This window comes from Xylanimonas ulmi, assembly GCF_004216535.1.
GTDB lineage: Bacteria > Actinomycetota > Actinomycetes > Actinomycetales > Cellulomonadaceae > Xylanimonas > Xylanimonas ulmi.
Genome location: NZ_SGWX01000001.1, coordinates 599,890 through 620,368, shown reverse-complemented (window position 1 = coordinate 620,368; position 20,479 = coordinate 599,890). Strand labels below are relative to the sequence as shown.

The window sequence follows — 20,479 nt, the reverse complement described above, 5'->3', positions numbered from 1 at the left end:
ATCGGGACGACGTCAGGCGCCCAGCAGTCGGGCTCCCAGGTACTCGGCGACCTTGTCGAGCGCGATGCGCTCCTGCGCCATCGTGTCGCGGTGGCGCACCGTGACGGCGTGGTCGTCGAGCGTGTCGAAGTCGACGGTGACGCAGAACGGCGTGCCGATCTCGTCCTGACGGCGGTAGCGCTTGCCGATGGCCTGCGTGACGTCGTAGTCGACGTTCCAGTGCTCGCGCAGCTCGGTCGCGAGCCGCTCCGCCGTCGGCAGCAGGTCGGCCGACTTTGACAGCGGCAGCACCGCCGCCTTGACCGGCGCCAGGCGCGGGTCGAGGTGCAGCACCGTGCGCTTGTCGACGCCGCCCTTGGTGTTGGGCGCCTCGTCCTCGTCGTACGCCTCGACCAGGAACGCCATGAGCGAGCGCGTCAGGCCCGCGGCGGGCTCGATGACGTACGGGAAGTACTTCTCGCCCGAGACCGGGTCGCGGTACATCAGGTCCTTGCCCGAGTGCTGGGTGTGCGTCGACAGGTCGAAGTCGGTGCGGTTCGCGATGCCCTCGAGCTCGCCCCACTCGCTGCCCTGGAACCCGAAGCGGTACTCGATGTCGACTGTGCGCTTCGAGTAGTGCGACAGCTTCTCCTGCGGGTGCTCGTAGTGGCGCAGGTTGTCCGCGGCGATGCCCAGACCCGTGTACCAGGCGGTGCGCTGGTCGATCCAGTACTGGTGCCACTCCTCGTCGGTGCCCGGCACGACGAAGAACTCCATCTCCATCTGCTCGAACTCGCGCGTGCGGAAGATGAAGTTGCCCGGCGTGATCTCGTTGCGGAACGACTTGCCGATCTGCGCGATGCCGAACGGCGGCTTCTGACGCGCGGCCGCGGCCACGTTGGCGAAGTTCACGAAGATGCCCTGTGCGGTCTCGGGTCGCAGGTAGTGCAGGCCGGACTCGTCCTCGACCGGGCCGAGGTGCGTCTTGAGCATCATGTTGAAGTCGCGCGGCTCGGTCCACTGGCCGCGGGTGCCGCAGTGCGGACAGGCGATGGTGTCGAGCGCGACGTCGTCGGGCGACGCAAGGCCCCGCTTCTCGCCCTCCTTCTCGAACACCGCCTCCTGCATCTGGTCGACGCGGAAGCGCTTGTGGCAGCTCAGGCACTCGGTCAGCGGGTCGGTGAACACGCCCACGTGCCCCGAGGCGACCCACACCTGCCGGGGCAGGATCACCGACGAGTCGAGGCCGACGACGTCGTCGCGCCGCGTCATGGCCTTCCACCACTGGCGCTTGATGTTCTCCTTGAGCTCGACACCGAGGGGACCGTAGTCCCACGCGGAGCGTGTGCCTCCGTAGATCTCGCCCGAGGGGAAGACGAAGCCTCGGCGCTTGGCGAGGGAGACGACGGCGTCAAGACGGGCGGTGGCGGACGGCGCAGCGGCCACTGATCACTCCTGGGGGTCGGCCGCCGGTGGCTCCGGCGGACGGTGCGTCGACGCCGGTCGGCGTCGGCGTCCCAGCCTACGTCGCGCCTGGCCACCGGGCGGCCCACCCGGCGTGGAGCACGCGGCGTCAGACCCCGACCGGTTTGACAATCATTCTCACACCTTCTGATAATCATTCTCATGCAACTGAGACGACTCGCCGTCGTGACCTCTGCCGCCCTGCTGACCCCCCTCGCCCTGACCGCCTGCGGGAGTCCGGGCGGCGGGGGCGGCGCGGACGGCCACGTCCAGGTGCTCGCCTCGTTCTACCCGCTGCAGTTCGTCGCCGAGCAGGTCGGCGGCGACCTCGTCGACGTCGAGAACCTCACGCCCGCCGCGGCCGACCCCCACGACCTGGAGCTCTCCCCGGCCCGCGCCCGCGAGATCGGCAGCGCCGACGTCGTGGTGTACCTGTCGGGCCTGCAGCCCGCCGTCGACGACGCCATCGCGCAGCGCGCCCCGGCGAACCTCGTCGACGCCGCCGACCACGTCAAACTCCTGTCGGCGTCGGTCACCGGCGGCGACCAGGCCGAAGAGCACGACCACGAGGACGCGCACGACGCCGATCACGCGGACGACGCCGACGGGCACGACCACGCCGACGACGCCGACGCCGACGCGGACGAGCACGACCACGACATGGGCGGCAACGACCCGCACTTCTGGCTCGACCCGACGCTGCTGGCCCAGGTCGCCGACCCCGTGGCGGACGCGCTGGCCAAGGCCGACCCCGACAACGCCGAGACGTTCCACGCGAACGCCGCCGACCTCGTCGAGCGCCTCGGCGCGCTCGACCAGGAGATGGCCGCCGGGCTCGCTTCGTTCGCCGGAGCCACGCTCATCACGAACCACACCGCGTTCGGCTACCTCGCGCAGCGTTATGGTCTAGAGCAGGTCGGCATCACCGGCCTCGACCATGACACCGAGCCGTCCCCGGCCCGCCTGCGCGAGATCGGCCAGATCGCCCGTGACCACCACGTCTCGACCCTGTTCTACGAGACGCTGGTGAGCCCGCGCGTGGTGCAGACCCTCGCCACCGACCAGGGGCTGCAGTCCGCCGTGATCGACACGCTCGAAGGCCTCGACCCCGAGCACGACAAGGCGGGCGACGACTACATCTCCATCATGCGGCGCAACCTCCAGACGCTCCAGGAAGGACTCGTGGCCCCGTGACCCACGGCCCGGCGACTCGTGACCCTATGAGCGCCACCTCTCCGCAGACCCCAGGGCCCGACCGCCGACAGGCGGCCGGGCCCTCGGGCGACCTCGCCGACGTCCCCGACGACGTCGTCATCACCGCCGAGGGCGTGCATGTGCGCCTCGGCACCAGCCACGTGCTGCGCGGCGTCGACCTGCGGGTGCGCCGCGGCGAGGTCGTCGCGCTGCTCGGCGCCAACGGCTCGGGCAAGTCGACGCTCGTGCGCACGCTCGTGGGGGTGCTCCAGCCCGCGGCCGGCGTGGTCCACATGCCCGACGCCGCGCGCGTCGGCTACGTGCCGCAGCGTGTCGCGGCCGCCGGCGGCCTGCCCGCCACGGCCACCGAGGTCGTCTCCTCGGGCCTGCTGCTGCCGGGCCGCCTGCGCCTGCCGCGCGGCTGGCGTGCGCGCACGGCCGAGGCGTTGGACCTGGTCGGCCTGGCCGATCGGGGCGACACGGCCACGATCCACCTGTCGGGCGGCCAGCAGCAGCGCGTGCTCATCGCCCGCGCGCTGGTGCGTCGGCCCGAGGTGCTGGTGCTCGACGAGCCCGTGGCGGGCGTCGACCACCCGTCGCAGGAGCAGTTCGCCGCGACCATGACGCGCCTGGTGGCCAGCGGCATCACGGTGCTCGTGGTGCTGCACGAGCTGGGCGAGCTCGCCTCGCTCGTCACACGCGCCGTCGTGCTGCGGCACGGGCGCGTGGTGCACGACGGCGCCGCGCCGCGCCCGCGCGCCGGGCACGCGGACGCCGACCACGACCACGTGCACCCGCACGCGGGCGAGGACATGGTGCCGCTCGGCAGCGGCGAGTCCGGCTTCACGGGCATCGAGGACGCGACCGGCGCCTTCACCGACCACACCCCGCTCAGGGAGGCCTGACGTGCTCGCGGACCTGCAACTCATGCTGGGCGACCCGCTCATGCAGCGCGCGCTCATCGCGGCGCTGCTCGTGGGCGCCGCCGCCCCCGTCGTCGGCACCTACCTGGTGCAGCGGCGCCTGTCACTGCTCGGCGACGGCATCGGCCACATCGCCCTGACCGGCGTGGCGCTCGGCTGGCTCATCGGCTCACTGCTGGGGCTGCGGCCCCATGACGTGCTCACCGTGCCCGGCGCCGTGGTCACGGCCATCATCGGATCGGTGCTGATCGAGGTCGTCCGCCGCCGCGGGCGCACCTCGGGTGACCTGGCGCTCGCGCTGATGTTCTACGGCGGTGTCGCGGGCGGCGTGCTCATCATTGGCATCGCGGGCGGCACGTCGGGCAACCTCATGGCCTACCTGTTCGGGTCGATCTCGACGGTCTCCACGACCGACCTGTGGCTCACGGTGGTGCTCTCGCTCATCATCCTGGCGGTCGGGATCGGGCTGCGCACCGCGCTGTTCGCCGTGAGCCACGACGAGGAGTTCGCGATCGCCTCCGGCATGCCGGTGTGGCTGCTGAACATGGCGGTCGCGGTCGTCTCGGCGCTGACCGTGACCGTCGCGATGCGCGTGGTGGGGCTGCTGCTGGTCTCGGCGCTCATGATCGTGCCCGTCGCCGTCGCCCAGCAGTTGACGCACTCGTTCCGCCGCACCATGGCCGTGGCCTCGGTCGTGGGCGTCCTGGTGTGCGTCATCGGGCTGAGCATCACCTACTGGCACAACGTCTCCCCCGGCGCGACCATCGTGGTGCTCGCGATCGTCGTGTACCTCGTGGCGTCGCTGGTGCGCCCGATCCTCCACCGCCGCCAGGCGGACGCCCCGCACGACCCGCACCCCGACATCCCTGACGACGTCGACGTTGCCGAGCGCGCGCAGGAGTGCGCGTGAGCGCCGCCGGACGGACGGCGCAGCCCGGCCCCGTCCGCATGACGCGCCAGCGCGCCGCGGTCGCGGCCGCGCTCCAGACCGTCGACGAGTTCCGCAGCGCGCAGCAGTTGCACGAGGTGTTGCGCGCCCGGGGCGACGCCGTCGGGCTCGCCACGGTGTACCGCACGCTGCAGGCGCTGGTCGAGGGCGGCGACGTCGACGTGCTGCGCACCGACGACGGTGAGTCGCTCTACCGGTGGTGCGCGCGCCGCGAGCACCACCACCACCTGGTGTGCCGCGTGTGCGGCAAGACGGTCGAGATCGACGGGCCTACGGTCGAGTCGTGGGCCGCCAAGGTGGGCGCCGAGCACGGGTTCGCAGAGATCGAGCACACCGTCGAGTTGTGGGGCACGTGTCAGGACTGCCGCGAGGCGTGAGAAAGTAAGGCTGTGCTTACCTCATCGGCGGACGACCCGCCGATCGCCGCAGCCGCGCCGACCCCGCCCACCGCCGCCGTCCGCCGCAGGCGCGCGCGCTTCCTCGCCGTCCTCGGGACCGCCGTCGCGCTGCTCGCGCTCGTCGTCGTCGCCAGCCTGCTGCTCGGCGTGCGGACTGTGGCCCCGGGCGAGGTCTGGGCCGCGCTGGGGGCCGGCGCCGCGGGCCGCTCCCCGGCCAACGCCGACCAGGCCGTCGTGCTGCAGCTGCGCGTGCCGCGCACGGTGCTCGGGCTGCTGGCCGGCCTCGCGCTGGGCTGCGTCGGCACGGTCATCCAGGGCGTCACCCGCAACCCCCTGGCCGACCCCGGCCTGCTGGGGATCACGCCTGGGGCGTCGCTCGCCGTCGTCGTCGGGGTGTCCTTCTTCGGGGTGGTGACGCCGCTCGGCTTCGTCTGGTTCGCGTTCGCGGGCGCCGCGCTGGCCGCGGTCGTCGTGTTCGCCATCGGCCGCGCACAACCCGTGCGCCTCGCGCTCGTGGGCGCCGCGCTCACGGCGTTCATCACCCCGGTCATCGCTCTGCTGCTGCTCAGCGATGTGCAGGCGTTCAACCAGTACCGGTTCTGGGCGGTCGGGTCGCTCGCGGCGCGCGGCCTCGACACCGTCAGCGCGCTGTGGCCCTTCCTCGCGGTGGGGGTGGCTCTGACAGCGCTGCTCGCCCCACGCCTGACCCTGCTGTCGATGGGCGACGACGTCGCGGCGGCACTCGGCCAGGACGTGCGGGTCACGCGCGCCATGGCCGCCGTCGCGATCGTGGTGCTCGCCGGGGTCGCGACGGCGTTCGCCGGCCCCATCGCGCTCGTCGGACTGGTGGTGCCGCACGCCGCGCGGCGCCTCGTGGGCCCCGACTACCGGCGCCTGGCCCCGGTGGCCGCGCTGCTCGGTCCGGTGGTGCTGCTGGGCGCCGACGTCGTCGGGCGCCTGATCGTGCCCAACGCCGAACTCGAGGCCGGCGTCGTCGCCGCGTTCGTCGGGGCGCCCGTGCTCGTGGCCGTCGCCCGCGGACGCCTCGTGGCGGAGGTGTGAGATGACCGCGTCGACCGCCCTGCTCGCCGTCACCACCCTGCGCCACGCCCGACGCCGTCGCCGCGCGCTCGTGCTCGGCGTCACGCTGGTCGCGGCGCTCGCGCTCGCGATCCTCGCGCTCACGCTGGGCGCCGCGGGGTTGTCGCCCGGGCGGGCGCTCGCGGGCGTCGTCGGCCAGGGCGACCCGACCGACGTGTTCGTGGTGCGGCGCCTGCGCCTGCCGCGCGTCCTGGCCGCGCTGCTGGGCGGCGCCGCGTTCGCGCTCGCGGGTGCGCTGTTCCAGTCGACGCTGCGCAACCCGCTGGCCAGCCCCGACATCCTCGGCGTCTCGACGGGCGCAAGCCTCGGCGCGGTCTGGGCCTTGCTCGGGCTGGGCGCGACGGGCGTCACCGTGGCCGGGTGGGCGTTCGGCGGCGCGCTGGCCGCGGCGTCCGCGATCTGGCTGCTGGCGTGGCGTCGCGGACTGCACTCGATCCGCTTCGTGCTCGTGGGCGTCGGCGTCTCGTACGTCTGCGGCTCGACGCTCGCCTGGCTCATGGCGCGCGCCGACGTGCGCGAGGCGCAGACCGCGCTGACGTGGACCATCGGCTCGGTGGCCGACGTGCGCGGCGCCCCTCTGACCATCCTCGCGATCGGCGTCGGCGTGCTCGGCGCCGCGGCCGCGCTGCTCGTACGCACCCACGGCCCGCTCGCGCTGGGCGACGAGAACGCCGCCGCGCTCGGGGTGCGCGTGCACGCGGCGCGCCCCGCGGCGCTGCTCGTCGCCGTGGGGCTCGTCGCGGTCGCGACGGCGGCGTGCGGGCCCATCGCGTTCGTCGCGCTCGTCTCCCCCGCGATCGCGCGGCGCCTGCTCGACGACGGCGGCGCCGCGCTGGCCGCGTCGAGCGCCGTCGGGGCCCTGCTCGTGCTCACCGCCGACGTGCTCGGGCAGCACGCCGTGCCCACCGTCTCCGTGCCCGCGGGCGTCGTGACCGGACTGGTCGGCGCCCCCTACCTCCTGTGGCTGCTCAGCGGCCGCTCCGACCGAAGGACCTCGCCCGCGTGACCACCACCCAGACCGCCCCGGCGCTGCGCGCCGAGGGGGTGCGCATCGGCTATGACGGGCGCACCGTCATCGACGGCCTCGACCTGGACCTGCCCGCCGGTCAGGTCACCGCGATCGTCGGGCCCAACGCCTGCGGCAAGTCGACGCTGCTCAAGGGCATGGCGCGCCTGCACCCGCTCGACGCCGGGCGGGTGCTGCTGGGCGGGCGCGACGTCGCCGCGATGCCGCGCCGCGAGCTCGCCCGCCTGCTGGGCGTGCTGCCGCAGAGCTCGATCGCCCCCGACGGCGTGCGGGTCGCCGAGCTCGTCGCACGCGGGCGCTACCCGCACCAGGGGTGGTTCGGGCGGCACTCCTCGACCGACGACGCCGTCGTGGCCCGCGCACTGTCGTCCACCGGCGTCGCGGACCTCGCCGACCGCCCGGTCGCCGAGCTCTCGGGAGGGCAGCGCCAGCGTGTGTGGATCGCCATGGTGCTGGCCCAGGAGACGGACGTGGTGCTGCTCGACGAGCCGACGACGTTCCTCGACGTCGCCCACCAGGTCGACCTGCTCGACCTGCTCGCCGACCTCAACGCCGAGCGCGGCACGACCGTCGTCATGGTGCTGCACGAGCTCAACCTCGCCGCCCGCTACGCCGACCACCTCGTGGTGATGCGGGGCGGGCGCGTCGTGGCGCAGGGCGAGCCGGGCGCCGTGCTGACGGAGGGCGCCGTGCTCGACGCGTTCGGCCTGGCCGCGCGCGTGGTGCCCGATCCGGTGTCCGGGACGCCGCTCGTGGTGCCCCTGGGCCGGACGCGGCAGGGCGCGGCGTCCGTGGAGCCCGTCGAGAGATAACGCACACCGGCGTGACAGAACCCCCTCGCGTCAGGTTAGCCTTACCTCAATCCATCACTCTCGCGGCGGTCCGCCGTGAGCGTCTCCCTAGGAGTGTGCGTGCGTTCTCGCCGACCCCTGTCCGCCCTGGTCGCGCTCGCGGCCGCGGCGGCCCTTGCCCTGTCCGGCTGCTCGTCGTCCGACGACGCCAGCCCGTCCCCCTCGCCGACCGGCGCCGCCGGCGGTGACACGAGCGGCGCGACCGACGCGTTCCCCGTCACCGTGACCTCGGCGCTCGGCGACGCCACCATCGACCAGGCGCCGGAGCGCGTCGCCACCTGGGGCTGGGGCTCGACCGAGGCCGCCATCGCCCTGGGCGTCTACCCCGTCGCAGTCGGCGAGCAGCGCTGGACCGTGGGCGCCGGCAACCTGCTCCCGTGGGTCGAGGACGCGTTCGACAAGGCGGGAGTCGAGCACCCCGCCCTCCTGACCGACGACGGCTCGGGCTCCTCGGTGCCCTACGAGGAGATCATCGCGGCGCACCCCGACCTGATCCTCGCCCCGTACTCGGGCCTCACGCAGGAGCAGTTCGACACGCTCAGCGACATCGCGCCCGTCGTCGCCTTCCCCGAGGGCCCCTGGACCACGAGCTGGGACGACGTCATCCGCATCACCGCGAAGGCGCTCGGGCGCACCGCGGCCGGAGACGAGGTGCTCGACGGGATCGACTCGTTCCTCTCCCAGCAGGCCGCCGACCACCCCGACTTCGCGGGCAAGACCTTCGCCGGGATCTGGGACGGCGACGGCTCGGTCTCGATCTACACGCCCGCCGACGCGCGCGTCGCGATCCTCGAGGAGCTCGGGCTGAAGATCGCGCCGTCGGTCTCGCAGCTCGACACCTCAGACGGCGGGTTCTACTTCGACCTGTCGTACGAGAAGCTCGACCAGCTCACGGCCGACTTCGTCATCGTGTACGGATCGAGCCAGGAGGAGGTCGACGCGTCGCTCGCCAAGCCCGCGCTGCAGGCGATCCCCGCCGTCGCCGCGGGCCACGTGGTCAAGGTCGTCGACCCGGTGACGGTCTCGTCGGTGTCCCCGCCCACGGCGCTCACCTTCGAGTGGTCGGGCGGCCTTCCGGCGCTGATCGACTCGATCGCCACGACCCTGGGGAACTGACCCACCAGCCAACCCCGCCCCCGGTGGTTGAGCCCCCCGGTGGTTGAGCCTGTCGAAACCCCTCAACTCAGTGGTTTCGACAGGCTCAACCACCGGAGGTTTCTACAGGCTCAACCACCGGGTTCTGTCAGGCGGTCGGCTTGTCGACCGCCCCGCCGTAGCGGCGGTCGCGCCGGGCGAAGTCCTCGCACGCGCGCCACAGGTGCCGGCGGTCGACGTCGGGCCATAGCTCGGGGATGAACATCAGCTCGGCGTACGCGGCCTGCCAGATCATGAAGTTCGAGATCCGCTGCTCGCCCGACGAGCGCAGGAACAGGTCGACGTCGGGCAGGTCGGGCTCGTCGAGGTACTTCTGGACGGTCTTCTCATTGACCTTGTCCGGGTTGAGCCGACCCGCCGCGGCGTCGCGCGCGATGGCCGCGGCGGCGTCGGCGAGCTCGGCCCGTCCGCCGTAGTTGACGCACATCGTCAGCGTGCAGCGGTCATTCTCCTTGGTCATCTCCTCGGCGACCTGCAACTCCTTGATGACCGAGCCCCACAGGCGCGGGGTACGCCCCGCCCACCGGATGCGCACACCCCACGACCCCATCTCATCGCGCCGAGAGCGGATGACGTCACGGTTGAAGCCCAGCAGGAACCTGACCTCCTCGGGCGAGCGCTTCCAGTTCTCGGTGCTGAACGCGTACGCGCTGATGTGCTTGACGCCGAGCTGAACCGCGCCGGCGACGACGTCGAGCAGCGACTTCTCACCCTGTTTGTGCCCCTCGATCCGGCTCAGGCCGCGCTGGTTGGCCCACCGGCCGTTGCCGTCCATGACGACGGCGACGTGCTTGGGCAGCAGGTCCGCCGGGATGGGCGGTGGCGTGGCGCCCGACAGGTGCGGGTAGGGCTCGGCGTACGTGCGGGGCATCAGGCCTCCTGGTGGCGGTGGTCGGGCCTGTCGAGACCACCGGGGCGTGACGGTCGGGCGGTCGCGACAGGCTCGACCGCCGGGTGCGGGGCGCGGTCCACGTGCCGCAACGCGCGCAGGGTGCGCTCCAGGTAGTACTGCGTGTACGCGGCGACGAGGCCAGAGGCCTCCTTGCGGGGTCGCTCATCGGACGCGTCGGCCGCCGCCCAGTCGCCGCTCAACAGCGCGGCGAGCAGCGCGAACGTCTCCGGGGCGGGCGCCGTCGAGCCGGGTGGGCGGCAGCGCGAGCACACCGCGCCGCCCGTGGCCACCGAGAACGCGTGGTGTGGGCCGGGCTCGCCGCACCGCGCACAGTCGGTGAACGACGGCGCCCAGCCCGCGACGGCGAACGCGCGCAGCAGGTAGGAGTCCAGCACGAGCGATGGCGCGTGGTCGCGCTGGGCGAGCGCGCGCAGCGCCCCGGCCAGCAGCCAGAACTGCTGGACGGCGGGCTCGCGCTCGGCCTCGACCAACCGGTCGGCCGCCTCAAGCATCGCGGCGCCCGCGGTGTACAGCGCGTAGTCCTCGCAGATCGCGCGCGCGTACGCGCCCACCGTCTCGACCTGCGTGACGGTGTCGAGCGAGCGGCCCACATGCAACTGCGCATCGACCACCATGAACGGCTCCAGCCGGGCCCCGAAACGCGACGACGTGCGGCGCACCCCCTTGCCGACGGCGCGCACCTTGCCGTGCTCGCGCGTCAGCAGCGTGACGATGCGGTCGGCCTCGCCCAGCTTCTGCGTGCGCAGCACGATGGCGTCGTCTCGGTACAGGGGCACGGGGACCATTCTCCCCCGGCGCGACGCCGCCCTGGGCAGATCCGCCCTGGGCGGCGTCGGGGTCTCTCCGCGCGACGCGTCGCGCAGGGTGGAGGCATGAGCGAGACACCCACACCCGCATTCGACGCCCGCGCTCGGCGCGAGCTGTACGAGCGCCGCGTCCTGGTCCTCGACGGCGCGCTCGACGACGACAACGGCACGCTGCTGGCCACGCAGCTCGTCACGCTGGCCACCGAGGACCCGGCCGACATCGCGCTGTGGATCCACTCGCCGGGCGGCTCGGTGGCGGCGATGCTGGCCATCCGCGACCTCATGCGCGCGATCCCCAACGACGTGTCGACCCTCGCGCTCGGGCTCGCGTGCAGCGCTGGCCAGTTCCTGCTCTCGGCCGGAGCGCGCGGCAAGCGACGGGCGCTGCCACACGCGCGCGTCCTCATGCACCAGGGCTCGGCCGGCATCGGCGGCGCGGCCGTCGACATCGCGCTGCAGGCCGACGACCTGCGCCACACCCGCGACACCGTGCTGCGCCTCATCGCCGATGACACGGGCCAGAGCGTCGAGCGGGTCTTCGAGGACTCGCTCCACGACCACTGGTTCACCGCGGACGAGGCGCGCGAGTACGGGTTCGTCGACGCCGTCGTCGCATCGTTCGCGGACATCGCCCCGCCCCGGCGCGACCGGGCCGGGTTCGGGCAGCCGTCGGCGCCTGTCGAGGGCGGGGAGGCGCACTGATGAGCTCCTACACGATCCCGAACGTCATCGCAGCCCACCCGCGCGGCGAGCGTGTGCTGGACGTCTACTCCCAACTGCTCACCGAGCGGATCGTCTACCTCGGCACCGCGATCGACGCCGGGGTGGCCAACGCGCTCATCGCCCAGCTGCTGTTCCTCGAGTCCGCCGACCCCGGCGCCGACATCCAGCTCTACGTCAACTGCGAGGGCGGGGACCCGAGCGCGGGCCTGGCCGTCTACGACACGATGAGCTACGTGCGGCCCGCGGTCGCCACCACCTGCGTCGGCCAGGCGGTCGCGGTGGGCGCGGTGCTGCTGGCCGCCGGGGCGCCGGGCAAGCGCGCCGCTCTCCCCCATGCGCGCGTCGTGCTGCACCAACCCGCGGCGCAGGGGCGCGGCCCGATCCCCGACCTGATCCTTCAGGCCGACGAGGTGCTGCGGATCCGCTCCGACTTCGAGGACGCGCTCGCGCGGCACACGGGGCAGGCGGTCGCGAGACTGCGCGCCGACACCGACCACGACCGCGTGCTCACCGCCGCCCAGGCTCGCGACTACGGCATCGTCGACCACGTCATCGAGGTGCGGTGAGCGCGTCCACGGCCCGCGTCACGCGGCGACGCCCGGGCGCAGCGACGGCAGGCCCTGCGCGGCGGGAGGCTTACGCGGCGAGCGCCAGCGCCGTCGGACCGGCGGGGCGACGCGCCGACAGGGCGACCGGGCCGCGCGCCACCTCCTGCTGCGCCGCCTCGTGCCGCGCGGCGCCGAGCGCGGCTGCGACGCCGAGCGTCAGGTCCACGAGCCGCACCTCCAGGGCGCCGCAGACCGCCGCGATCATCTCGCTCGACGGCTCCTTGACCCCCCGCTCCATCTCGGAGAGGTACTGAGGCGACACCCCCGCGCGGCGTGCGACCTCATGCAGGGTGCGTCCGCTGCGGTGGCGCAGTCGGCGCAACTCTTGCCCCAGCGCGTGCCGCAACAACGGGTCCTGAGCGTCGGTGGTCATGCCTGGACAGTACGCGCGACGCCCCGGGCGGGGAAGGCGTCTGCGCTGACAGCAGAAGGCGCGGGGGTTTCGACAGGCTCAACCACCCGGGGCGGGTCAACCACCCGGGGTGGCTCAACCGCCGGGGGCGGGTCAACCGCCGGGGGTGGCTCAACCGCCGGTGGTTGAGCCTGTCGAAACCAGAGCGTCAGGCGCGCGCCGCGCGGTTGACCGCCGAGACGATCGCCTTGAGCGACGCCGTCGTGATCGACGGGTCGACGCCCACGCCCCACAGGACGTCGTCGCCGACCAGCGCCTCGACGTAGGCAGCCGCGGAGGCGTCGCCGCCCTCGGACAGCGCGTGCTCGGCGTAGTCGAGCACGCGCACCTGCACGCCCACGCGCGCGATCGCGTCGACGAACGCCGCCACCGGGCCGTTGCCGACGCCCTCGAGCGTCAGCTCCTCGCCGCGGTCCAGGACGTCGATCGACAGGGTCGTGGCGCCGTCCTCGGCCGAGACGGTGCGCGTCTCGCGCAGTTTGAGCCGGCCCCACGGCTCAAGACCCGCCGCGTTTCCCGCCTCGACGGGCAGGTACTCGTCGGTGAAGATGCGCCAGATGTCGTCGCCCGTGACCTCGGTGCCCTCGGCGTCGGTGACGCGCTGCACCACGCCCGAGAACTCGATCTGCAGGCGGCGTGGCAGGTCGAGCGCGTGCTCGGTCTTGAGCAGGTAGGACACCCCGCCCTTGCCCGACTGCGAGTTGACGCGGATGACGGCCTCATAGGACCGTCCGACGTCGCGCGGGTCGATCGGCAGGTAGGGCACACCCCAGGTGAGCTCGTCGACGTCGACGCCGGCGGCCTCCGCACGGCCCGCCATGTGCTCGAAGCCCTTCTTGATGGCGTCCTGGTGCGATCCGGAGAACGCGGTGAAGACCAGATCGCCCACGTACGGGTGACGCTCGTGCACCGGCAGCTGGTTGCAGTACTCCACGGCGCGGCGGATGCCGTCGATGTCGCTGAAGTCGATCTGCGGGTCGATGCCCTGGCTGAACAGGTTCATGCCGAGCGTCACCAGGTCGACGTTCCCCGTGCGCTCGCCGTTGCCGAACAGGCAGCCCTCGATGCGGTCGGCGCCGGCCTGGTAGCCGAGCTCGGCCGCCGCGACCGCGGTGCCGCGGTCATTGTGCGGGTGCAGCGACAGCACGACGTTCTCGCGGTGGTTGAGGTGGCGGCTCATCCACTCGATCGAGTCGGCGTAGACGTTGGGCGTCGCCATCTCGACGGTCGCCGGCAGGTTGACGATGACGGGGCGGTCCGGCGTCGGCTCCAGGACGTCGAGCACCTCGTTGCAGATGCGCGCCGCGAACTCCAGCTCGGTGCCGGTGTACGACTCGGGCGAGTACTCGTAGTAGACCGTCGTCTCGGGCACCGTCTCCTCGAGCTTGCGGCACAGCCGCGCGCCCTGCAGCGCGATGTCGACGACGCCGTCCATCCCGGAGCGGAAGACCACCTCGCGCTGCAGGATCGACGTCGAGTTATAGATGTGCACGATCGCCTGCTTGGCGCCGCGGATCGCGTCGTAGGTGCGCTCGATGAGGTGGTCGCGGCACTGGGTCAGCACCTGGATGACGACGTCGTCAGGGATGCGACCGGACTCGATGAGCAGGCGCACGAAGTCGTAGTCGGTCTGCGAGGCGGACGGGAAGCCGACCTCGATCTCCTTGTAGCCCAGCGACACCAGCAGCTCGAACATGCGCAGCTTGCGCTCGGCGTTCATGGGCTCGATGAGGGCCTGGTTGCCATCACGCAGGTCGACGGCGCACCAGCGCGGCGCCCTGGTGATCCGGGTGTCGGGCCAGGTGCGGTCCGGGAGCGAGACCTTGATCTGCTCGTGGAACGGGACGTATTTGTGCACCGGCATCGACGACGGCGTCTGCGGGTTGCGGGCGGCGATGCCGCGGGTGGACTCGTGAATCATGCGGGGGTTCCTTCGGGCTCGGTGTGGTCAGCCGGCACACCACGTCAGCCGCGGCGAGGGACCGGCCTCAAAGGGCCCCGCCGCGGCACGCAAGGAGGAGGCTCACCGTGCGCCGCACCCCGTCACCATACTCCCGCCGTGGCCCGCGGCCGCACGCGGGGCCGCCATCTGGCCGTCGGCCCGCCCAGCGCGCCGACGCGGCGCCGCGCCACGCTCGCCGGCCAGGTCACCCACGGCTGCGCAGCGCCGCGTCGATCTCGGGGTCGCCCAGCGCGCCGAGCCAGTCGAGCAGCGCGGGGTAGGTCGACGGGTTCGCCGCGACGAGCGGGCGCAGGTGGGGCGACTCCTGCACGATGAGCGCGAGGTCGGCCAGTGGCGTCGCCGGGTCGATGGCCTGCGCGGCGGACCACCGCGACCCGGGGACGTCGGCGACCAGCGGAAGCACCTGCGTCGAGCCGACGTCGCCGAACGGGCCGGCGGCGCTGCGCGGCTCCGCGGCCGGCTCGTCCGCCGCCACCGCGGCGGCCGCCACGTCAGCTGCCCCCGTTGACTCGGCCTGCCCCGTGGACTCGGCCTGCCCTGCGGGCTCGGCTGCGCCACGAGGGTCGGCGGGCGCGGCCGCGTGCGCCGCCGTCGCGTGCGCGCCGACCGGCGCCATGACCGTCGTCGCGTCGCCACCGCCCAAGGCCCCCGCGCCGGCCCCGGCCCCGGCGCCCGTCCCCCCCGGCGTGTACGAGACGGGGGCGGGGCGCGCGGGCGCGACAGGCCTGGCGACCTCGACCGTCTCCCCGGTCGGCGTCTCCACAGTCGCCGCGGCGCCCGGCTCCTGCCCGACGGCGGGCGCGGCCGCGGCGTCCGTCTCGGCGGGCGGCTGCTCCCGCAGCTCGCGCAGCGACCGAGGCACCAGCAGCACCGACAGCACGAGGGCCGGCAGCCCGTAAGCAACCAGGATGTCGACCGAGCCGGTCCGCGTGCTCGCGCCCGCGCGCGCCACGACCAGCACGGTGCCGAGCACGGCGATGACGATCGCGGCGCCCACGGCGGTCGCATGCCCCGAGGCGACGTCGCGCCGCAGAGCGCGGTGCGCGAAGTAGGCCACGACGGCGATCAGGACGCCGAAGACGAGCCGCAACACCGAGGACAACGAGGGGCCCGCGTCGATGAGCGTCACCAGCGCGACGAGCGCGATGTACCCGCCCAGTCCGAGCGCCAGCCCGAGCGCGTGCACGGCCGTGTGCGCCCACACGCGCGGCTGCTCGTGCCCCTCGACCGCCTGGCCGACGACGCGCGGCGCGGCCGCGGCGGCCAGCGCAGGCAGCACCACCAGCCCGAGCCAGGCGCCACGGACGCTCTCGACCCACGGCGTCGTCGTCTGACCGCCGAGGAAGGCGCCGCCGAGCGCGACGGCGATCCCGACGCCCACCAGCAGCACGCCCGCGGCGGCGTCGCCCTGCTCGAACCGCCAGGCGGTCAGCCACAACACCCCGAGCGCCAGCACGGCCGTGAGCGCGACCGCGACGACCTGCCACACCGAGAGTCCCCCGTCGGCGACGACCAGGACGGGCGCCAGGACGGCCCCGAGCGCGAGCACGCCCGCGATCGCGATCGTCAGGCGCGACCAGGCGACCTCCGCGGCCAGGACCGCCCCCGCGAGGCTGAGCCCCAGGCCGGCGCCCACGCCGAACTCGCCGCCAGGGACGACGTCGAGCGCGATGTGCACCAGGGCGACGACGACGATCGGCACGGCGCCCAGCGCCCGAGTGCGCCGCTCGTCCGTCGCCCAGGACGCGGTCACGAGGCCGGCCCGGCGCGCGTAGGGCAGTGCGACGGCCACCAGGGCCACAAGGGTCGCCAGGACGACCTCGACACGGTCGCTGCCTCGCGCGCCGACGGTCCACGGCAGCACCGCACCAACCAGCAGCGCGATCGCCGCGACGACGTCGCGCACCAGGTCGCGCACGGGTACGCCCGCGAAGGGCTCGCGCGGGGTGCGCTCGGTGGTCGTGACGGCGTCGGTCATGGGCAATGCCTCCGGTGCTCGTGGCGTCCCAGCCGGACGCCCGCGGTCGTTTCTACCCTCTGTCACCCGCTCGTGTCAGATCGGTGGCTCAGATCCCGAGTTGGAAAACGCCCCAGTAGGTCTGCCACAGCAGCAGCGAGATCGCTCCCGCCAGCATGGTCGACAGCGCCAGCCAGGCGGGCCAGCCCGCGGCGACGACGGCGTCGCGGTCGCCCGCGCGGCGCGCCTGGCGCAGATCGCGCGCCCGGCCGATGAGCAGTGCGGCGCACACCACGGTCACCAAGCCCAGCAGCCGCACGCCGATCCATCCGCCCTGCACGACAAGGTCGTCCTGCTTGTAGTTGAGCGCGAGGCGCGCGACCGCCATGAGGTAGACGACGAGCGCCGCGGTGGTCGCCACGGCGCCGGCGGCGAGGCCGAACAGCAGGGGCCAGACGCCGCGGGCCAGGCGTGGCGTGATCCGGGCCCGCAGCGATCCGCGCCCCACGGCCGCGAGTCGGAGCACCACGGTGACGGCGCCCCACACGAGCGGCCCGACGACCAGCAGGCCGACCCCGCCGAGCGCGGTGCCGATGATGATGTCGCCGTTGCCCCACCAGCGCGGGTGCGGCACGGGCGAGGCGAGGTAGAGCTGCTCGGGCTGCGCGCCGGCGATCCGCGGCTCGGCGGTGGCCGTCTCGGGCAGTCCCTGGACCCAGGCCGCCATGTCGCGCGGGAACTGCGCCACAAGGGTCTCCCCGACCCGCAGGCCGTGGTTGGCGCCGTCGTAGAACCTGACGGTCACCGGCGCCCCGCCGCCCACCGCGGTGTCGGCGATGATCTGGCGCGAGCCCTGCTCGATCGGCATCGAGGGGTCGCCCGTGCCGTAGACGACCAGCACGGGCGCCGTCTGACGCTCCAGCCACGGACGCACGTCGAAGTCGGCGTAGTCGAGCAGGCCCGTCGGCAGCTGGATGCCCACCGCGCGCGGGATCGCGCGGAACACCTGCTGCGGCACATTGGTGTTGCGCAGGTAGTTGTCGACGGCGAACGCGGCCTGCTGGCGCGGCTCGACGACGGGCGCCGAGACCAGGATGGTGAACGCGATGCGGGGGTCCTTGACCTGCATGATCGGCACGACCCACGTGCCCTCGGACTCGCCGTAGACCCCGACCCGATCGGGGTCCACGCCGGGCACGCCCCGCAGGTAGTCGACCGATCGCAGGTAGTCGTCGGCCATGGCCTCGTAGTCGCGGTGCCAGGTCGTGTAGGTGTCGAGTCGCTTGTCGGGCACGAGGGTGACGACACCGGCGGACGCGAGCTGGTCGGCCTGCTCCAGAAACGCCTCGCTCGCCAGGCCCGTGCCCGCGCCGTGCACGAACACCATGCCCGACAGTCCGCCACCCGCCCCGACCGGCTCACGCAGGATGGCCGAGACCTCGGCGCCGTCGAGCTCGATGACGACCTCGCTCGAGCGCACCGGGAAGGTGCGCACCTCGTGCACGCGCCCGTCCGCGACGCCGGCCTCGATCCCGCCGATCTCGGTCGACGACGACGTCGGGCGCAGGTGGTCGACAACAGGCACCGGGTCCCACGCGGGGCCGGCCAAGGCGCCGGCCACCGCGAGGCCGACCAGGATCGACGCGCTTGAGGCTATGGTCCGCAACACCACGTCGGGAGGCTACCTCGCTTCTTGAGCCCCGCCGGGAGGTTGCGCTCGGGAGTCGGCCCGCGCGCGCACCCTCAGAAGCCGAGCTTGCGCAGTTGCTTGGGGTCGCGCTGCCAGTCGCGCGCGACCTTGACGTGCAGGTCGAGGTAGACCCGGGCGCCGAGCAGCCGCTCGATCCCTTGGCGCGCCCGCGTGCCGACGTCGCGCAGGCGAGAGCCACCACGGCCGATGACGATGGCCTTCTGTGACTCACGCTCGACGTAGAGGTTGACGCGCACGTCGAGCAGCGGCGGGCGCCCCTTGGCGGAGTCGCCCGACCCCTCGCGCTCGACGATCTCCTCGACCACGACCGCGAGCGAGTGCGGCAGCTCGTCGCGCACCCCTTCGAGCGCCGCCTCACGCACGAGCTCGGCGACCATGACGTGCTCGGGCTCGTCGGTCAGCTCCCCGCCCGGGTACAGCTCGGGGCCCTCGGGCAGATGGGAGACCAGCACGTCCTCGAGCTCGTCGACCTGGTAGCCGTCCTTGGCCGAGACGGGCACGATCGCCGCCCACTCACGCTCGTGCTCGGTCGCGAGCGCGTCGACGGCGAGCAGGTGCTCCATGAGCGTCTGGCGGTCCACAAGGTCGGCCTTGGTCACGACGGCGACCACCGGCACCGCGCGCCGCCCCGTCATGAGCGGCGCGAGCTGCGCGGCGATGAACCGGTCGCCCGGGCCCACCTTCTGGTCGGCGGGCAGGCAGAACGCGATGACGTCGACCTCGCCGAGCGTCTCCTTGACCAGGTCGTTGAGCCGCTGGCCGAGCAGCGTGCGGGGCCGGTGCAGCCCGGGGGTGTCGACCAGCACGAGCTGCGCGTCGGGCCGGTGGACGATGCCGCGGATGGTGTGCCGCGTCGTCTGGGGCCGCGCCGACATGATGGCGACCTTCTCCCCCACCAGGGCGTTCGTCAGGGTCGACTTGCCCGCGTTGGGGCGCCCGACCAGGCAGGCGAAGCCTGAGCGGTGCTCGGTCGGGGGTGCGGTCTCGGTCATGCGGTCACGTCCTTGTCATGCGTCTGGCGGTCGGTCGTCCGGTCGGGCCCGCCCTGGCGCGCCGCGGCCTCGGCGCGCGCCGGGGTGTCGGCCTGCGCGCGGCTGACGAGGATGGTCGAGACCTGCTTGCGGCGGCCCTCGACGCGCTCGGCCACCAGGCGCAGCCCTCCGACGTCGGCCGCCGACCCCGCCAGGGGCACCTTGCCGATCGCCTTGGCGAGCAGGCCGCCCGCGGTGTCCACGTCGTCGTCGTCGAAACGCAGGTCGAACAGGTCGCCGAGCTCGTCGACGGGCAGTCGCGCCGGGACGCGGAACACGCCTTGGGTGACGGGCTCAGGCTCGCCCTCGATCACGTGGTCGTGCTCGTCGACGAGCTCGCCCACGAGCTCCTCCAGCACGTCCTCGACGGTCACCAGGCCCGCGACGCCGCCGTACTCGTCGATCACGACGGCGATGTGCGTGGCCTTCTGCTGCATCTCGCGCAGCAGGTCGTCGGCCGGTTTGGACTCGGGCACGAAGACGGGCGGACGCGCGACCGACGACACGGGCCGGTCGGCGCTGCGCGGGTCGGCGTCGAGGATCCGCGCGACGTCCTTGAGGTAGGCGACGCCGAGCAGGTCGTCGACCGACTCCCCCACGACGGGCACACGCGAGAACCCCGAGCGCACATACAGCCGCATGACCTTGCTCAGCGGGGTGTCGGCGTCGACCGTGACCATGTCGGTGCGCGGCACCATGACCTCGCGCGTGAGGGTGCCGCCCAGCTCGAACACGCTGCGGATGAGCTCGCGCTCGTCCTCCTCGATGACGTCGGACTCCCCGACCCGGTCGACGAGGTCGCGCAGGTCGGCCTCGGTGGGGGGCGTCTCGCCCTGGCTCCCGGCGCCGCGGGGCGCCGCCCACCCCGTCAGGCGGCGGGTCGCGGTCAGCAGCGCCGAGAGCGCGAGCACGACGCGCAGCGGCTGGCGGAAGCCGAACTGGCGGGGGCTCAGGCGCACCATGACGACGCCGGCGAGCAGGCCCACCACCCCGAGGGCGACGAGCACCTCCCACCCGTCGCGCAGCAGGTCCTCCAGCAGCAGCGCGACCGAGCCGAGCGCGAGCAGCTCAGCCGCGACGCGCACGGTCGCGACCGCCGCGACCGTGGCGGTGGGGTCGACGACGAGCGCCTGGGCCGCACGCGCCCGGTCGGCGCGCGTCTCGGCCCGCAGCCCCTCACCCTGCTGGGCCTCGGCGAGCGCGTCGGCCAGCGCCGTGCGGGTCACGCGCAGCACGGCCGCCTCGCCCGCGGACAGCAGGCCCGCCAGCGCCAGGCCGACGACGGCGACGAGGACCAGGACTCCGGTCACCCGC

Annotated in this window: 19 protein-coding genes; 10 read left to right on the top strand and 9 right to left on the bottom strand. The window is 73.5% G+C overall.

Features of this window, described 5'->3' with window-relative positions; genetic code table 11:
* Positions 1–12: 12 nt before the first annotated feature.
* Positions 13–1,425, bottom strand: coding sequence for a glycine--tRNA ligase (locus EV386_RS02705; RefSeq protein ID WP_130412087.1), 1,413 nt, complete (start codon positions 1,423–1,425; stop codon positions 13–15).
* A gap of 180 nt (positions 1,426–1,605) precedes the next feature.
* Here EV386_RS02705 and EV386_RS02700 point away from each other — a divergent pair, with 180 nt between their 5' ends.
* The 8 genes from EV386_RS02700 (at position 1,606) to EV386_RS02665 (ending at position 9,002) form a co-directional block, all read left to right on the top strand.
* Positions 1,606–2,637 (top strand): metal ABC transporter substrate-binding protein, encoded by a 1,032-nt coding sequence (locus EV386_RS02700; RefSeq protein WP_130412085.1) that lies wholly within the window; start codon positions 1,606–1,608, stop codon positions 2,635–2,637.
* A gap of 26 nt (positions 2,638–2,663) precedes the next feature.
* A complete protein-coding gene (locus EV386_RS02695; protein ID WP_130412083.1) occupies positions 2,664–3,542 on the top strand; it encodes a metal ABC transporter ATP-binding protein in 879 nt (292 codons plus the stop codon).
* Positions 3,543–3,564: 22 nt separating this feature from the next.
* Positions 3,565–4,470, top strand: coding sequence for a metal ABC transporter permease (locus EV386_RS02690; protein WP_130416734.1), 906 nt, complete (start codon positions 3,565–3,567; stop codon positions 4,468–4,470).
* Positions 4,471–4,508: 38 nt separating this feature from the next.
* Positions 4,509–4,886, top strand: a complete 378-nt coding sequence (locus EV386_RS02685) for a Fur family transcriptional regulator (protein WP_130416733.1) — start codon at positions 4,509–4,511, stop codon at positions 4,884–4,886.
* Between the two features lie 12 nt (positions 4,887–4,898).
* Positions 4,899–5,969 carry a FecCD family ABC transporter permease gene (locus tag EV386_RS02680; RefSeq protein ID WP_242607806.1) on the top strand — a complete coding sequence of 357 codons (1,071 nt, stop codon included), beginning with the start codon at positions 4,899–4,901 and terminating at the stop codon, positions 5,967–5,969.
* 1 nt (position 5,970) lies between these two features.
* Positions 5,971–7,014 carry a FecCD family ABC transporter permease gene (locus tag EV386_RS02675; RefSeq protein WP_130412081.1) on the top strand — a complete coding sequence of 348 codons (1,044 nt, stop codon included), beginning with the start codon at positions 5,971–5,973 and terminating at the stop codon, positions 7,012–7,014.
* The gene (locus EV386_RS02670) at positions 7,011–7,847 is read left to right on the top strand and encodes an ABC transporter ATP-binding protein (protein ID WP_130412079.1); all 837 of its coding nucleotides are present in this window, start codon (positions 7,011–7,013) and stop codon (positions 7,845–7,847) included. Before EV386_RS02675 ends, EV386_RS02670 begins: the two co-directional genes overlap by 4 nt.
* A 99-nt stretch (positions 7,848–7,946) precedes the next feature.
* On the top strand, positions 7,947–9,002 hold the full coding sequence (locus EV386_RS02665) for an iron-siderophore ABC transporter substrate-binding protein (protein ID WP_130412077.1): 1,056 nt from the start codon (positions 7,947–7,949) through the stop codon (positions 9,000–9,002).
* 127 nt (positions 9,003–9,129) lie between these two features.
* Here EV386_RS02665 and EV386_RS02660 read toward each other — a convergent pair whose 3' ends face one another.
* Positions 9,130–9,912: an isoprenyl transferase gene (locus EV386_RS02660; protein ID WP_130412075.1), complete on the bottom strand. Its 783-nt coding sequence runs from the start codon at positions 9,910–9,912 to the stop codon at positions 9,130–9,132.
* Positions 9,912–10,730, bottom strand: a complete 819-nt coding sequence (gene recO, locus EV386_RS02655; RefSeq protein ID WP_242607805.1) for a DNA repair protein RecO — start codon at positions 10,728–10,730, stop codon at positions 9,912–9,914. Before recO ends, EV386_RS02660 begins: the two co-directional genes overlap by 1 nt.
* Positions 10,731–10,826: 96 nt before the next feature.
* Here recO and EV386_RS02650 point away from each other — a divergent pair, with 96 nt between their 5' ends.
* Both EV386_RS02650 and EV386_RS02645 read left to right on the top strand, forming a co-directional pair.
* Complete coding sequence (locus EV386_RS02650; RefSeq protein ID WP_130412071.1) at positions 10,827–11,462, top strand: ClpP family protease; 636 nt, start codon at positions 10,827–10,829, stop codon at positions 11,460–11,462.
* Positions 11,462–12,049, top strand: a complete 588-nt coding sequence (locus EV386_RS02645; RefSeq protein ID WP_130412069.1) for a ClpP family protease — start codon at positions 11,462–11,464, stop codon at positions 12,047–12,049. The genes EV386_RS02650 and EV386_RS02645 overlap by 1 nt, the downstream gene beginning before the upstream one ends.
* 70 nt (positions 12,050–12,119) lie before the next feature.
* On the opposite strand, the gene EV386_RS02640 is transcribed toward EV386_RS02645, so the two are convergent.
* The 6 genes from EV386_RS02640 to EV386_RS02610 all read right to left on the bottom strand — a co-directional run bounded on the left by EV386_RS02640 (position 12,120) and on the right by EV386_RS02610 (position 20,475).
* Positions 12,120–12,464: a helix-turn-helix domain-containing protein gene (locus tag EV386_RS02640; RefSeq protein WP_130412067.1), complete on the bottom strand. Its 345-nt coding sequence runs from the start codon at positions 12,462–12,464 to the stop codon at positions 12,120–12,122.
* 187 nt (positions 12,465–12,651) lie between these two features.
* Positions 12,652–14,424, bottom strand: a complete 1,773-nt coding sequence (leuA, locus tag EV386_RS02630) for a 2-isopropylmalate synthase (RefSeq protein ID WP_130412065.1) — start codon at positions 14,422–14,424, stop codon at positions 12,652–12,654.
* Between the two features lie 226 nt (positions 14,425–14,650).
* Positions 14,651–16,444 carry a DUF7937 domain-containing protein gene (locus EV386_RS02625; RefSeq protein ID WP_130412063.1) on the bottom strand — a complete coding sequence of 598 codons (1,794 nt, stop codon included), beginning with the start codon at positions 16,442–16,444 and terminating at the stop codon, positions 14,651–14,653.
* Positions 16,445–16,532: 88 nt separating this feature from the next.
* A complete protein-coding gene (locus EV386_RS02620; RefSeq protein WP_165399812.1) occupies positions 16,533–18,095 on the bottom strand; it encodes an alpha/beta hydrolase family protein in 1,563 nt (520 codons plus the stop codon).
* A 71-nt stretch (positions 18,096–18,166) separates the two neighbouring features.
* Complete coding sequence (gene era, locus EV386_RS02615; protein WP_130412061.1) at positions 18,167–19,126, bottom strand: GTPase Era; 960 nt, start codon at positions 19,124–19,126, stop codon at positions 18,167–18,169.
* Positions 19,123–20,475, bottom strand: a complete 1,353-nt coding sequence (locus EV386_RS02610) for a hemolysin family protein (RefSeq protein WP_130412059.1) — start codon at positions 20,473–20,475, stop codon at positions 19,123–19,125. The genes era and EV386_RS02610 overlap by 4 nt, the downstream gene beginning before the upstream one ends.
* Positions 20,476–20,479: the final 4 nt, after the last annotated feature.

Bases quoted from the DNA above. Each gene is read 5' to 3' on its own strand.
- EV386_RS02700 (WP_130412085.1), top strand. From the start codon at position 1,606: ATGCAACTGAGACGACTCGCCGTCGTGACCTCTGCCGCCCTGCTGACC.
- EV386_RS02695 (WP_130412083.1), top strand. From the start codon at position 2,664: ATGAGCGCCACCTCTCCGCAGACCCCAGGGCCCGACCGCCGACAGGCG.
- EV386_RS02690 (WP_130416734.1), top strand. From the start codon at position 3,565: ATGCTGGGCGACCCGCTCATGCAGCGCGCGCTCATCGCGGCGCTGCTC.
- EV386_RS02685 (WP_130416733.1), top strand. From the start codon at position 4,509: ATGACGCGCCAGCGCGCCGCGGTCGCGGCCGCGCTCCAGACCGTCGAC.
- EV386_RS02675 (WP_130412081.1), top strand. From the start codon at position 5,971: ATGACCGCGTCGACCGCCCTGCTCGCCGTCACCACCCTGCGCCACGCC.
- EV386_RS02660 (WP_130412075.1), bottom strand. From the start codon at position 9,912: ATGCCCCGCACGTACGCCGAGCCCTACCCGCACCTGTCGGGCGCCACG.
- EV386_RS02650 (WP_130412071.1), top strand. From the start codon at position 10,827: ATGAGCGAGACACCCACACCCGCATTCGACGCCCGCGCTCGGCGCGAG.
- EV386_RS02645 (WP_130412069.1), top strand. From the start codon at position 11,462: ATGAGCTCCTACACGATCCCGAACGTCATCGCAGCCCACCCGCGCGGC.
- EV386_RS02640 (WP_130412067.1), bottom strand. From the start codon at position 12,464: ATGACCACCGACGCTCAGGACCCGTTGTTGCGGCACGCGCTGGGGCAA.
- leuA (WP_130412065.1), bottom strand. From the start codon at position 14,424: ATGATTCACGAGTCCACCCGCGGCATCGCCGCCCGCAACCCGCAGACG.
- EV386_RS02625 (WP_130412063.1), bottom strand. From the start codon at position 16,444: ATGACCGACGCCGTCACGACCACCGAGCGCACCCCGCGCGAGCCCTTC.
- era (WP_130412061.1), bottom strand. From the start codon at position 19,126: ATGACCGAGACCGCACCCCCGACCGAGCACCGCTCAGGCTTCGCCTGC.